The organism is Erwinia sp. E_sp_B01_1 (genome assembly GCF_036865545.1).
GTDB lineage: Bacteria > Pseudomonadota > Gammaproteobacteria > Enterobacterales > Enterobacteriaceae > Erwinia.
Genome location: NZ_CP142208.1, coordinates 3,648,328 through 3,662,394, shown reverse-complemented (window position 1 = coordinate 3,662,394; position 14,067 = coordinate 3,648,328). Strand labels below are relative to the sequence as shown.

The following is a 14,067-nucleotide window of genomic DNA, read 5'->3' as shown; positions in this document are numbered from 1 at the left end:
TGTTTTCTATCTTCATACCTGTTCGTGATGCATCACGACAAACTTCTCCCACAGCATCTCTTTGCTTTCAACATGCGCAGGATCGGTAATGATGGTATTCACAATCGGGCAGACCTGCTGACAGGTAGGTGTCTCGTAGTGCCCCACGCATTCGGTGCAGCGCCCGGCATCAATCTCGTAAAAGGCTTCGCCCATTGAGATCGCCTGGTTGGGGCATTCAGGCTCGCACATATCGCAATTGATACATTTCGTTGTGATAAGCAGGGCCATAGGGTCTCAATCAGTAACAGGATAAAGTGCGCGGGTATTATACGCTTCCCGGTGGGTGAAACCAGACCTTTCAGGGGAGTGGCCTGCACAAGATTGATTTTCAGTCTACCCTGTGCCAGCCCAGCCAGTGTGGGAGGGTGGCAACCCTGGCGTTAGCCGGGTACACTAACGAAGAGCAGGAATAGAGAATATTTTTTCAGCATATGCAGACAAAGCCATAGAGTGGCAGTAAAAGGGATTCTGAATTGAATAGTGTCTTGAAAAAAACCTTCCCGTCGATGAAAGCCTTTCATTACCTGACGATATTAATGCTGGTACTAATATTACCCGCCTCCTTCCTTCATGAAAAAACAGCCAGGGTTATTTTCTACTGGTGCGGTTATATATCCCTGCTTGGCTGCCTGATTGAATGGAGAGGGATAAAATCAGCTGGCAGGCAATTCGAATTATATTATCCTCTTTTATTGATCGGTCTGGTCTATCTTCTCTGGTCGTTCTATGCAAAGTCGCAATTGCCTGAAGGAATGAAAAGTGAATTTCTTTTCACCTCAGCAAAAAGATTTATATTGTCTTTTGTGGTGTGCTTATACGCTTTCTATGTTTTTAATGCAGGGCTGGTAAGTAAGAGAGGGGTAAAAAAACTGGCTCAGGCTTCCATTGCGTGCGCCTTCGTGTTTGCCACTCTTTTTGCTCTCTTTCAGGAGTTTACCTCCACCGAGCGCGTAGTGCTTGGAATCAATCGCGCTACAATGACGGCCTATGCTTATTCTGCTCTGACCATGTGTCTGTTAATCATCATGTTGAATACGGAAACCTTTAAGCTGAAGGGCGTATTGATTTTTCTGATCCCCCCCGTTTCCCTTTATGTGATTTTGTTGACGGAAACCAGAGCGGCGATGGCCATCCATCTCTTTCTTCTTGCTGCAATTTTAGTGAAGTGCCTCAGAAGCCATCACCAGCTCAAACTTGTCTATCTGATCCCGGCTATTGTCGCCTTCGTCATGTGCCTCTTTTTTGCAAAGAAGATCATCGAAGTGCGTGTTTCTTCCACGGTGAATGAGATTCATCTCTACCAGAAAGGCAACGATCACAGCTCTCTGGGTTCCAGATTCACCATGTGGAAAACGGGGTTGATTGCCTTCAAACATGCGCCATTCGGAGAGACTGAACAAGCCAGAAATACTTATATCAAAAAATACCTGGCAGAGCATGGAATGCCCCGGTCTTATGCCATTAGTTTTCTGGATGTCCATCTTCATAATGAAATGATTCAGTATGCCTCCATCTTTGGTGTGGCCGGTATTGTGGTGCTGCTGTATTTTTATATCACTATGATTTTCAGTAACGGATTAAAAGGTTATGTGCTCAATCCGGTATCGATGATTGTTATCTCAACACTGTTATATGGCCTGACGGATGTTTTACTGACCTCAGTAGAATACATAGTCATGCTGGCGGTGATGATTGTGTTATCAAAAATGATCATGCAGCCTGACGAAGAGAGGGAAGCCTTAGTGGTTTCCTGAGGGACTATTTTTCGGCTTGTGTTGAGTGAATAAATTCAGGTCAATGGGCTGGCAACCATTGACCTTATCAAACTGGGGTAATCCTTTCTCACTTCCACCGGCGTAAAAAGATTCAGACCAGCTTTTTCACCAGCGCTTCGCTGTGGCGGATATGGCTGGATGCCCGCTCCGGATCCCGTTGAATCATCGCCATAAACAGCAGGTCGGTCAGCGTCAGTTGCGCCGCCGTGGATGAGATGGCCGCGCTACGCGTAGTTTGTTCTTCGGCTACGGTGTAGAGGCAATGGGTGGCACATTGTTGCAGCGTATTCGGGGTAAAACCGGTAAACGCCAGCACATTGGCCCCTGCGCGTTGTGCTTCCTGAGCGGCAAGATTAATTTCACGACGCTCGCCGGTATAGGAAATGGCTAACAGCAGATCGCCGGGATGTAATGCCTGCACGCTGGCCAGCAGCGCGTGCATATCCTGTTCTGCCACGGCATTAATGCCAATCTTCATCAGCTTCCATGAAAAGTCTTTGGCTACCAGCCCTGAAGCGCCGATACCCACCAATACGATACGATTGGCAGAGCGAATCAGCCGCAGCGTTTCCAGCAGCATCTCTTCGCTGTTGATATCCAGCGTTGCGCGGATAGCGGAGTGCTTTTCGGAAAGCAATTTTTCACCGACGATTTTCAACGGATCATCACTGAGGATCTGGTTATGCACGGTGATGGCATCTTTATCCGCCAGCGACTCGCTTAGCGCCAGCTTAAGGGCGGGAAACCCTTTGTAACCCAGTTTCTGCGCAAACTTCACCACGCTGGACTGGCTGACGCCAGACTCTTCAGCCAGTTTTTGCGAACTGAGGTGGCGGGCACGGTCTGGCTGAGATAACAGAAAATCGGCCAGTCGGCGTTCATTCATTGCCAGTGCCGGGTATAACTGACGAATGCGCAGCAGTGAACTCATCGTTCTCTCTCCAGTTGTCGAGCCAACAGCTTGAATTATCAGGACAGATAATAGCTTGCTGCGCGACAGGCAGTAAGTTTATCGCCGCATTTATCACATTCCATGATTAAAATTAGGTAAATTCTGGTTCGCTGGGAATATAATATTCTCAAATTTATCTATTGATAAGAATTAAAAATTCAAAGACGAGGATGATATGGATCTGGGTGCACTGGTTTCAGAAACGCGAAATGGCGACACAATGGATCTGGACAATTTGTCCACCCTTGAGATGGTAACGAAGTTCAACCAGCAGGATGCGACGGTAGCGGAAGCTGTCCGCCTGACGCTGCCCGAGGTGGCCAGAGCCGTTGATGCCGCTGCCGCCTCACTGATGGCGGGTGGCAGGCTGATTTATATGGGAGCAGGCACCAGCGGACGGCTTGGCGTGCTGGATGCTTCAGAATGTCCTCCCACTTTTGGTGTGCCGCACGGTGTCGTGGTGGGACTGATTGCTGGTGGGCCTGGCGCGCTGCTGAAAGCCGTGGAAGGAGCTGAAGACAATCAGGAACTCGGCATCAGCGATCTGCGGGCGATAAACCTGAAACCCGAAGATATGGTTGTGGGCATTGCTGCTTCAGGCCGAACCCCTTACGTTATCGGTGCTTTGCGCTTTGCCCGGCAGTTGGGGTGCCGTACAGCTGCTCTCTCCTGTAATCCCGGCTCACCCATTGCGCATGAAGCTGAAATCGCTATCTCTCCTGTTGTGGGACCCGAAGCGCTGACCGGTTCAACGCGGCTCAAGTCTGGCACCGCGCAAAAGCTGGTGCTGAATATGATTTCAACCGGTGCCATGGTCAGGACTGGCAAGGTTTATCAGAATCTGATGGTGGATATGCAGGCAACCAACATTAAGCTGGTGGATCGCGCCTGCAGAATGGTTTGTCAGGCTACAGGCTGTCTGCCTGAGGAAGCGGAAACGGCATTAAAGCAGACCCACTATGAGGTCAAAACGGCCATTCTGATGGTATTGAGTGGTTATACGGCTGAGAAAGCTAAAGAAAAACTGGCTGAACATCAGGGATTTTTGCGCGCAGCGCTTGAAGACAGAGGGTAATCCATGGAAAAGGCGAACCGGCTTGCTGGCGAATTATTACAGGGTATAGGCGGGGCGGAAAATATTGTCCGTCTGGAAAATTGTATGACCCGGGTGCGGGTAGAGGTCAATGACGATGATCGACTTGTCCCTGGCCAGCTACGCCAGCTTGAGGGGATAAAGGGGTACGTCAGGCAGGGAAACCAGCACCAGTTTATTGTCGGACCGGGAGCCGCAGCTAAAGTGGTCGAAGCCATGCGTACGCTTCTTGCCTCGCCCGCTACAGCTTCACCCTCCATCAGCCAGATGAGATCGCAGACTAAACAGAAATACAAAGCGCCAATGAGCGATGCCCTGCGCCAGTTAGCTAACGTATTTATTCCCCTCATCCCGGCTTTTATCGCTTCCGGGCTGATTACCGGGATCATCAATATTCTCAAGCGTCCTGATATCGTCGGTGACTTTGCCACTCAGTACCCCAATCTTCTTGGGCTGGCAGCCATTTTTGGTAGCGCTATTTTTACTATCATGAATATTCTGGTGGGGGTGAATACGGCGCGAGTTTTTGGCGGGTCGATCGCCCTGGGCGGGGTGATGGCTGGCATTCTTTCCAGTCCGGCGCTGGCGCAAATCACCCTGTTTGGTGAAAAGCTGCAGCCGGGAAGAGGTGGCGTTATTGCGGTGCTGCTGGTGGTCGTGTTGATGTGCTGGATTGAAAAAAGGCTGCGTCAGTGGCTGCCAGAGTCAGTTGAGCTGATCCTTAACCCGCTTCTGACTACACTTATAACTGCTTCGCTTGCCATAGTGGCGTTGCAACCTCTGGGCGGCCTCATATCGGAGGCCATTGCACAGGGGGCAACGCTGGCAATCGATCGGGGTGGAATGGTGGTGGGGGCCGTGCTTGCGGGGACGTTTTTGCCACTGGTATTAACGGGGTTGCATCAGGGGATGGTGCCTATTCACGTCGAGTTGGTGCAGGCACATGGTAATAACGCGCTGCTGCCCATTCTGGCGATGGCTGGCGTGGGGCAGGTCGGCGCTTCGCTGGCGGTATTGCTGAAAACGCGCAATGCCCGTCTGAAAAAGTTGGTGAAGGGAGCACTGCCCGTGGGTATCCTGGGCGTTGGCGAACCGCTGATATTCGGCGTAACGCTGCCGCTGGGACGGCCTTTTATTGCAGCCTGCCTTGGTGGGGCAGTGGGTGGGGCGGTAATCGGATACGCAAAAGTGGCCACCGTGATCACTTTTGGCATTTCCGGACTGCCGCTGGCGCTCACTATCATCTCTGGTAAGGTAATGCTCTATCTGGCAGGGTGGCTGACTGCGGTAGTCTGCGGTTTTCTCTTTGCCTGGTTTATGGGATTCAATGACCCTGAGGAGTAATTTTTGATAACTGGTCAGGAACGACGCGTGGTGTTTTTCGATCTGGACGGCACGCTGCATCAGCAGGATATGTTCGGCACTTTTATGCGCTATTTACTGTGGCGTCAGCCGCTGAACCTGCTTTTAGTGGTGCCGTTGCTGCCGGTGATTGGCGCAGGTTTACTGATTAAAGGCAGGGCCGCCAGGTGGCCGATGAGCCTGCTGTTATGGTCCATCACCTTTGGTCACAGCGAAAACAGCCTGAGGGCGCGCGAGAAAAACTTTGCCGAATGGTTCCGCAAGCGGGTCACCGCATTCCCTGTGGTTCAGCAACGCCTTACGGACTACCTGAACAGTTCGGATGCTGACGTCTGGTTAATTACCGGATCGCCTGAATCACTGGTTCAGCAGGTCTATTTTGATTCGGCATTTTTGCCCAAGGTAAAACTGATCGCCAGCCAGATGAGCCGGGGTTACGGTGGAAGAGTGCTGGCTATGCGCTGCCTGGGACATGAGAAAGTCGCCCGTCTGGAAGAGCAGATTGGCACGCCTCTTCAGCTTTACAGCGGTTACAGCGACAGTAAGCAGGATAACCCGCTGCTCTTTTTCTGCCAGCATCGCTGGCGCGTCACGCCACAGGGCGAACTGCAACAGCTTGAGTAACAGGGTATACTGTGCCGCTTTTTTTGGCTGGAGACTCAGGTGATAGCAAGTGATGAATTCTGGATGCGCCACGCTCTGATGCTGGCGCGTCGGGCCTGGGAAGAGGGTGAGGTCCCCGTGGGTGCCGTGCTGGTTCAGGGTGACAGAGTGATTGGTGAGGGGTGGAACCGCCCTATTGGTCATCATGATCCTACCGCTCATGCTGAAATTATGGCGCTGCGGCAGGGAGGAAAAGTGCTGGAGAATTATCGCCTGCTGGATACCACACTTTATGTCACGCTGGAGCCTTGTGTGATGTGTGCCGGAGCGATGATCCACGGGCGTATCGACCGTCTGGTCTTTGGCGCTAAAGATGAGAAAACCGGTGCTGCCGGTTCCCTGATCGATGTACTGGGTCATCCGGGCATGAATCATCAGGTGAAGATTGAGCAGGGCGTGCTGGCAGAAGAGTGCGCAGGCATCATCAGTGATTTCTTCCGTCACCGCCGTGCTGAAAAAAAGGCGTTGCGCGATCTGCTGCGTGGGCATGCAGAAGAGAAGTAGATCTGAGCGGGCGAAAGCGAAAGGCTTCCGCCCGTTTTTATTGCATTAATTCAGGGCAATTTTTGGCGCCACGACCGGATAGCCTTCACCCATCTCAGCTTCATACGCCGCACGCTGGGCCAGTTTACGTTCCTGGTCCTGCAGATAGCCAACCAGGCTCATCTGATAGAGGCGGATATTCTCCACGTAGTTATAGGCTTCCTGACCCCGTGCATAGCCGTAGTTGGTCTGGCTGTAGTAACGCTTCTGGCTCAGCATCGGCAGACGCTGCTTCACATCCGCCCAGCTGTCCGGGTTGCCTTTTTGCTTCTCTGTCAGCTTGCGGGCATCCAGCATATGGGCATAACCCATGTTGTACGCCGCCAGCGCAAACCAGATACGCTCATCTTCCGGGATGGTTGGTGGCACTTTTTCCATCATTCGCGTCAGGTACTGGCTGCCGCCACGGATACTCTGCTCAGGATCGGTTCTGTCGCTGACGTTGAGGCTTTCCGCAGTATTGCGCGTCAGCATCATCATGCCCCGTACCCCGGTCGGCGACGTTGCCTGAGGATTCCAGTGCGACTCCTGATAGGAAATTGCCGCCAGCAACCGCCAGTCTATCTCGCTGGCATATTTTTCAAACAGAGGGCGAATATCCGGCAACGTCCCATCAATTGCCCGCAGGAAAGTGCGCGTATCGACATAATCAAAGGTGCCCACATGACCGAGATACTTCTCGTCCAGCCGTGCCATCGCCCCTTCTTCACCCATCTGGTTGAAGTAGTCGAGCAGAGCCGCGTTCAGGCTGTCATCCTGATCGCGCTGCATATACCAGGTGATGGGCTCTTCATCGGTGATATCAAAAGCCACGGCCAGCTGTGGGTGGATGCGTTGCAGCAGGGCTATGGAAACTGAATCACCCACGGTGTAGTCCAGTTTTCCATCGGCCACAGCTTCAAGCAGCGAGGTAGGGCTCTGATCGGTGGAAATAGCCCAGTCCAGGTCGGGATACTGGTTCTGCTTGATACCGCGCAGCGTGGCGAGATAGGCAGAATCAGAAGCCACGGTCAGGCGGCCATGAATATCCCCCAGGCTTTTAGGCCGGGGTTTCCCCATCCGGTAAACCAGCTGTTGGGAGACAGAGTAATAAGTAGGGCCAGTGCGGAAATGAGAAAAGCGATCGTTGTTGTAAATTAATCCTGCTGCCAGAACGTCCGCCTTATCATCTTCCAGATCGTCAAACAGGTCGCTGAGGTTCTGGCGCACGGTGATTTTCAGTTTCACCCCCAGATAATCGGCGAAGCGTTTCGCCAGCTCATAATCCATTCCCGCTGGGGCTTTATTGATTGTGTAGTAAGTCAGCGGGGAGTTCAGGGTGCTGACACGTAGCACTCCCCGTGATTTTATCTGTTCTATCTGGTCCTGCTGTCCCCCATACCAGGGGATGGCAGGCCACAGTGCCAGCGCAAGCAGCACGGTAACCAGACCGATAAACAGATAATTAAATTTAAGGCGTTTCAAATGGTTATCTCTCGATGTCTCTCAGGTTCTGTCTGTAACGGCAGTATTTGATGTCTATAATGGATCCTGAGCCTGAGGCATTCTGCGCAACTCGGTGGTCCTGCGCAACTGAATTCAAAGTGGATTGGGTGAAATTCATCCAATTGCCTGGACCGATAAATTCTGCGCAAACGGTTTCGTAATGGGTGGGGATTCTCTATAATACCGCCCGTTTTCCCTGTTGCGCCCAAAGAAGCGTCGCCCGGCGCTTCCAGACGAGAGATCTTTATTGATGGAAATTCTGCGTGGTTCGCCCGCTCTGTCGGCATTTCGTATTACCAAACTGCTGGCTCGCTTTCAGGACGCTCACCTGCCGGTGAGTGATATTTACGCTGAGTACGTCCATTTCGCCGACGTCAGCACGCCTCTTAACGCGGATGAAAAAGCCCGTTTACAGCGCCTGCTGAAATACGGTCCCTCTCTCGCCGAACATACTCCGGAAGGGCGCCTGATTCTGGTCACGCCTCGTCCTGGAACGATTTCGCCGTGGTCTTCTAAAGCGACCGACATCGCACACAACTGCGATTTACCTCAGGTACTTCGTCTTGAGCGTGGTCTGGCCTTCTATGTAAAAGCGCCACAGCTGACTGAAGCACAGTGGTCACAGCTGGCCGCTCTGCTGCACGATCGCATGATGGAAATCGTTCTCAGTGAACTCAGCCAGGCTGAGCAATTATTTGCTCACCACCAGCCCGCTCCGCTGCAGAGTGTTGATGTGCTGGGCGAAGGCCGTGAAGCGCTGGATAAAGCCAACCGTAAACTGGGTCTGGCGCTGGCCGATGATGAGATCGACTATCTGCTGGCAGCGTTTGAAAAACTGGGGCGCAACCCGAACGACATTGAGCTGTACATGTTTGCTCAGGCCAACTCTGAGCACTGCCGCCACAAGATCTTCAACGCCGACTGGGTGATTGATGGCGAGCAACAGCCTAAATCGCTGTTCAAAATGATCAAAAACACCTTTGAGAAAACGCCGGACCACGTGCTGTCTGCCTATAAAGACAACGCCGCGGTAATGGAAGGCTCTCAGGTTGGTCGCTTCTACGCTGACGCAGAGAAGGGCCAGTATGATTTCCATCAGGAAGAAGCGCATATCCTGATGAAAGTTGAAACGCACAACCACCCAACGGCAATCTCCCCCTGGCCGGGTGCGGCTACCGGTTCAGGTGGCGAAATCCGTGATGAGGGTGCAACCGGTCGCGGCGCAAAACCTAAAGCGGGCCTGGTGGGTTTCTCCGTTTCTAACCTGCGTATTCCTGGCTTTGAACAGCCGTGGGAAGAAGATTTTGGGAAGCCAGACCGCATTGTTACCGCGCTGGATATCATGACCGAAGGTCCACTGGGCGGAGCAGCCTTTAACAACGAATTTGGCCGTCCTGCCCTGAATGGCTACTTCCGTACCTACGAAGAGCAGGTCAACAGCCACAATGGCGTTGAGCTACGTGGCTACCACAAGCCGATCATGCTGGCAGGCGGGATTGGCAACATCCGTGCCGATCACGTGCAGAAAGGTGAAATCACCGTCGGCGCCAAACTGATTGTGCTGGGTGGCCCGGCGATGAATATCGGTCTGGGCGGCGGCGCAGCTTCTTCAATGGCCTCCGGCCAGTCCGATGCCGATCTGGATTTCGCTTCAGTACAGCGTGACAACCCGGAAATGGAGCGTCGCTGTCAGGAAGTGATTGACCGTTGCTGGGAGCTGGGCCAGGACAACCCGATTCTGTTCATCCATGACGTAGGTGCGGGCGGGCTCTCTAACGCCATGCCGGAACTGGTCAGTGATGGCGAGCGCGGTGGCCGTTTCAACCTGCGTGATATCCTGAACGATGAGCAGGGCATGAGCCCGCTGGAAGTCTGGTGTAATGAATCTCAGGAACGTTACGTCATGGCCGTGGCTCCCGAGAAGCTGGCACAGTTCGATGCACTCTGTAAGCGTGAACGTGCGCCTTATGCGGTGATCGGCGAAGCTACTGAAGAGATGCACCTGTCCCTTTCTGACAGCCACTTCGATAACAAACCTATTGATATGCCGCTGGACGTGCTGCTGGGTAAAACGCCTAAAATGACCCGCGATGTCACCACGCTTAAGGCGCAGGGTGAGGCTCTGGTCCGTGAAGGCATTACCGTCGCTGACGCCGTGAATCGCGTACTGCACCTGCCTGCTGTGGCGGAAAAAACGTTCCTCGTGACCATCGGCGACCGTTCCGTTACCGGGATGGTCGCTCGTGACCAGATGGTCGGACCCTGGCAGATCCCGGTAGCTAACTGTGCAGTGACCACTGCCAGCCTCGACAGCTACTACGGCGAAGCGATGGCGCTGGGCGAACGTGCACCGGTTGCCCTGCTGGACTTCGCAGCCTCTGGCCGTCTGGCCGTGGGCGAAGCGATCACCAACATCGCGGCAACGCAGATTGGATCGCTCAAGCGTATCAAGCTCTCTGCTAACTGGATGGCCGCTGCCGGTCACCCTGGTGAAGATGCTGGCTTATATGAAGCGGTTAAAGCCGTGGGTGAAGAGCTTTGTCCGGCGCTGGGGATTACTATCCCGGTCGGCAAAGATTCCATGTCGATGAAAACCCGCTGGCAGCACGGCACCGAACAGCGCGAGATGACCTCTCCGATGTCGCTGGTGATCACCGCCTTTGCCCGTGTTGAAGATGTTCGCCGCACGGTAATTCCTCAGCTGCAACCTCAGCAGGACAATGCGCTGTTGCTGATCGACCTCGGCCAGGGCGTAAATGCGCTGGGCGCGACCGCTCTGTCACAGGTTTACCGTCAGTTGGGTGACAAGCCTGCCGATGTGCGTGATGCGCAGCAGCTGGCTGGCTTCTTCAACGCCATGCAGGCGCTGGTTGCCGAAGGCAAACTGCTGGCCTATCACGACCGTTCAGACGGTGGACTGCTGGTCACGCTGGCCGAGATGGCCTTCACCGGGCATTGCGGCATCGAAGCGGATATCGCCTCGCTGGGCAGCGATGCTCTTGCTGCCCTGTTTAATGAAGAACTGGGTGCAGTGATTCAGGTCGCTGCTGCCGACCGTGCTCACGTTGAGCAGGTGTTTGCAGATCAGGGTCTGGGTAAATGTGTTCACTTCCTGGGCAAGGCGCTGCAGGGCGACCGTTTTGTCATCACTTCGGGTGACTCAGCAGTCTACAGCGAAAGCCGTACCACACTGCGTACCTGGTGGGCTGAAACCACCTGGCAGATGCAGCGTCTGCGCGACAACCCTGAATGTGCCGATCAGGAACATGAAGCCAAGAAGAACGACCTTGATCCGGGCCTGAACGTAGATCTGACGTTTAAGCCGGAAGAAGATATCGCGGCACCTTACATTGCTACCGGCGCACGTCCTAAAGTTGCCGTGCTGCGTGAGCAGGGCGTGAACTCTCACATTGAAATGGCCGCGGCATTCCATCGCGCCGGTTTCGATGCGGTAGATGTGCATATGAGCGATCTGCTGGCAGGACGTCGTGGCCTGGAAGATTTCCAGACGCTGGTGGCCTGTGGCGGCTTCTCCTACGGTGACGTGCTGGGCGCTGGGGAAGGCTGGGCGAAATCCATTCTCTTCAATACCCGCGTGCGTGATGAGTTTGAAACCTTCTTCCACCGTCCGCAAACGCTGGCGCTGGGCGTCTGTAACGGTTGCCAGATGATGTCGAATCTGCGTGAACTGATCCCTGGCAGCGAAGCCTGGCCACGCTTTGTGCGCAACCAGTCCGAGCGTTTCGAAGCGCGCTTCAGCCTGGTGGAAGTGGCCGCAAGCCCTTCACTGATGCTGGATGGCATGGTGGGATCGCGGATGCCAATCGCCGTTTCTCACGGGGAAGGTTTTGTTGAGGTGCGTGATAATTCGCATCTGGCCACGCTGGAGAGTAAAGGTCTGGTGGCGCTGCGTTTCGTTGACCACTTCGGCAAGGTTACCCAGCACTATCCGGCGAACCCTAACGGTTCACCGAATGGTATCACCGCCGTAACCAACGAAAGTGGTCGTGTGACCATCATGATGCCGCATCCGGAACGTGTGTTCCGTACCGTCAGCAACTCCTGGCATCCGGCAGAGTGGGGCGAAGACAGCCCGTGGATGCGTATCTTCCGCAATGCGCGTAAACAGCTTGGTTAAGTAGTTCAAAGGGCAACCCTGATACGGTTGCCCTTTTATCTTTAAAGGTGTGTTGCAATATTGCGACAGAAGCGCTCAGAAGGTGTCGCCGATAGGTGACATATAACCTGTTGATTTAGTTGCACCAATGCGATTTATCCTAAGACCGTTTCCAATTGGCGACAGTTCTTTTGACCAGCCAGTCCGAAACGCATACCCCTGTTAAAACCACGTCTAAATAAATTCTTTTTATTCATGCAGTTAAAAAAAATTTAAACATCTGGCACGCTTGTTGCTATAGTCTCTGCAGTGGCTCATTCACCTGGTTACGACAGCCCTGCGAAAGCGGACAAGCGCTTCATAACAACCCGAATGACGCACAATACGGTGCCTGCCGTCCACCAAACCGATAACAGACCACTTTGTGGCTTTATCAAACTTCGGACGCAACGTTGAGTTAGGCACCACCTATTTTCTGTGATGATCACTTCGTCACAGCGGCAATGGCAGATTCCTGGAATCTGCCATTTTTCGTTTGGGATACAGGGCTTTCCTCAGGGGCGTTACTCAGCTAGCATCGAAACAGCGCGTAACCTGAGAGACTCTTGTGAAAAAATGGCGTTTATTCCCCCGTTCCCTGCGTCAGCTTGTACTGATGGCCTTCCTGCTGGTATTACTGCCGCTGCTAGTGCTTGCCTGGCAGGCGTGGGAGAGTCTTTCAGCCCTCAGTGAACGAGCGGCCGATACCAACCGCACAACCCTGACCGACGTCCGTCGCAGCGAAGCTATGGCGCGAACTGCGCTGGAGCTGGAACGCAGCTACCGGCAATACTGTGTGCTTGACGATGCCATGCTGGCCAATCTCTATCAGACTCAGCGTACCAAATACAGCCAGATGCTTGATGAACAAGCTTCCGTACTGCCTGGCAGTCAAATCACTGATACCCTCCACCGTTCACTCAGCCAGCTGAACAAAATCAGCTGTGATAACAGTAGTCCTGTTAAAACCTCCGCCGCCGCACTGGAAGCGTTCTCGCAGGCAAATGCCCAACTGGTGCAGTCCACCCGTGAAGTGGTGTTTTCACGCGGTCTTCAACTTCAGCGTGAAATAGCCGAGCGCGGCCAGTATTTTGGCTGGCAGGCGCTGATCCTCTTCCTGCTCAGCCTGGGTCTGGTTCTGCTGTTTACCCGGATGATTATCGGGCCAGTGAAAGCGGTGGAGAAGATGATCAACCGGTTAGGGGAGGGCAGGCCGCTGAGCCATAATCTGGCCTATAAAGGCCCGCGTGAGTTACGCTCCCTCGGGCAACGGATCCTCTGGCTCAGTGAGCGACTGGCGTGGCTGGAATCCCAGCGCCATGAGTTTCTGCGTCATATCTCCCATGAGCTGAAAACGCCGCTCGCCAGTATGCGTGAAGGAACGGCACTGCTGGCGGATGAGGTGGTAGGCAAGCTGACGCCCGATCAGCAGGAAGTGGTCAGCATCCTGGATCAAAGCAGCCGGCATCTGCAGCGGCTGATTGAACAGCTGCTGGATTACAACCGCAAACTCTCCGAAGCGCCCGTGGCTATGGGCGAGGTGCAGCTTGAGCCGCTGATAAACAGCATTGTCAGCTCCCACAGCCTGACGGCACGCGCTAAAATGATGCAGACGGAAGTGACGCTTCCGGTCAGTGCCTGTCGGGCCGATGCCACGCTTCTGACGCGGGCCATCGATAATCTCTATTCGAATGCGATACACTATGGCGGCGAATCCGGTACCATCTGGATCCGCAGTCGCCAGCAGGGGCGGAAAGTGCTGATTGAGGTAGCCAATACCGGTACGCCAATTCCTGAAACTGAGAAAAAAATGATTTTTGAGCCTTTCTTTCAGGGCAACCAGCAGCGCAAGGGTGCCGTGAAAGGTAGCGGGCTTGGCCTCAGCATAGCCAGAGACTGTATTCATCGTCTGCAGGGCGATCTGCAACTGGTGAGCAGTGAAAAGGCCGACGTCTGTTTTCGTATCGAACTCAACGCCATAGTCGGGAAGGCATAA

Annotated in this window: 10 protein-coding genes; 7 read left to right on the top strand and 3 right to left on the bottom strand. The window is 53.7% G+C overall.

Annotated elements, in window-relative coordinates; genetic code table 11:
* Positions 1 to 12: 12 nt before the first annotated feature.
* Positions 13 to 270: a YfhL family 4Fe-4S dicluster ferredoxin gene (locus tag VRC33_RS17105; protein WP_338557530.1), complete on the bottom strand. Its 258-nt coding sequence runs from the start codon at positions 268 to 270 to the stop codon at positions 13 to 15.
* Positions 271 to 515: 245 nt separating this feature from the next.
* Here VRC33_RS17105 and VRC33_RS17100 point away from each other — a divergent pair, with 245 nt between their 5' ends.
* A complete protein-coding gene (locus tag VRC33_RS17100; RefSeq protein ID WP_338576795.1) occupies positions 516 to 1,796 on the top strand; it encodes an O-antigen ligase family protein in 1,281 nt (426 codons plus the stop codon).
* Between the two features lie 112 nt (positions 1,797 to 1,908).
* On the opposite strand, the gene VRC33_RS17095 is transcribed toward VRC33_RS17100, so the two are convergent.
* Complete coding sequence (locus tag VRC33_RS17095; RefSeq protein ID WP_338557527.1) at positions 1,909 to 2,748, bottom strand: MurR/RpiR family transcriptional regulator; 840 nt, start codon at positions 2,746 to 2,748, stop codon at positions 1,909 to 1,911.
* A 196-nt stretch (positions 2,749 to 2,944) separates the two neighbouring features.
* Here VRC33_RS17095 and murQ point away from each other — a divergent pair, with 196 nt between their 5' ends.
* From murQ to tadA, 4 genes are read left to right on the top strand one after another with little or no spacing between them, the layout of a single operon-like run.
* A complete protein-coding gene (gene murQ, locus VRC33_RS17090) occupies positions 2,945 to 3,844 on the top strand; it encodes an N-acetylmuramic acid 6-phosphate etherase (protein ID WP_338557526.1) in 900 nt (299 codons plus the stop codon).
* Positions 3,845 to 3,847: 3 nt separating this feature from the next.
* On the top strand, positions 3,848 to 5,206 hold the full coding sequence (locus VRC33_RS17085) for a PTS transporter subunit EIIC (protein WP_338557525.1): 1,359 nt from the start codon (positions 3,848 to 3,850) through the stop codon (positions 5,204 to 5,206).
* Between the two features lie 3 nt (positions 5,207 to 5,209).
* Positions 5,210 to 5,848 (top strand): phosphatidylglycerophosphatase C, encoded by a 639-nt coding sequence (yfhb, locus tag VRC33_RS17080; RefSeq protein ID WP_338557524.1) that lies wholly within the window; start codon positions 5,210 to 5,212, stop codon positions 5,846 to 5,848.
* Between the two features lie 39 nt (positions 5,849 to 5,887).
* Positions 5,888 to 6,391 carry a tRNA adenosine(34) deaminase TadA gene (gene tadA / locus VRC33_RS17075; RefSeq protein WP_338576792.1) on the top strand — a complete coding sequence of 168 codons (504 nt, stop codon included), beginning with the start codon at positions 5,888 to 5,890 and terminating at the stop codon, positions 6,389 to 6,391.
* A gap of 45 nt (positions 6,392 to 6,436) precedes the next feature.
* On the opposite strand, the gene mltF is transcribed toward tadA, so the two are convergent.
* Positions 6,437 to 7,894, bottom strand: a complete 1,458-nt coding sequence (gene mltF, locus VRC33_RS17070; protein WP_338557520.1) for a membrane-bound lytic murein transglycosylase MltF — start codon at positions 7,892 to 7,894, stop codon at positions 6,437 to 6,439.
* A gap of 268 nt (positions 7,895 to 8,162) precedes the next feature.
* Between mltF and purL the strand changes: the two genes are divergently transcribed.
* Entirely contained in the window at positions 8,163 to 12,053 is a 3,891-nt protein-coding gene (purL, locus tag VRC33_RS17065; RefSeq protein ID WP_338557518.1) for a phosphoribosylformylglycinamidine synthase, read from the top strand.
* 586 nt (positions 12,054 to 12,639) lie between these two features.
* Positions 12,640 to 14,067 (top strand): HAMP domain-containing sensor histidine kinase, encoded by a 1,428-nt coding sequence (locus tag VRC33_RS17060; protein ID WP_338557516.1) that lies wholly within the window; start codon positions 12,640 to 12,642, stop codon positions 14,065 to 14,067.

What these genes read in the sequence shown, in the direction of transcription:
- VRC33_RS17105 (WP_338557530.1), bottom strand. Translation starts at nt 270, where the DNA reads ATGGCCCTGCTTATCACAACGAAATGTATCAATTGCGATATGTGCGAG.
- murQ (WP_338557526.1), top strand. Translation starts at nt 2,945, where the DNA reads ATGGATCTGGGTGCACTGGTTTCAGAAACGCGAAATGGCGACACAATG.
- VRC33_RS17095 (WP_338557527.1), bottom strand. Translation starts at nt 2,748, where the DNA reads ATGAGTTCACTGCTGCGCATTCGTCAGTTATACCCGGCACTGGCAATG.
- VRC33_RS17085 (WP_338557525.1), top strand. Translation starts at nt 3,848, where the DNA reads ATGGAAAAGGCGAACCGGCTTGCTGGCGAATTATTACAGGGTATAGGC.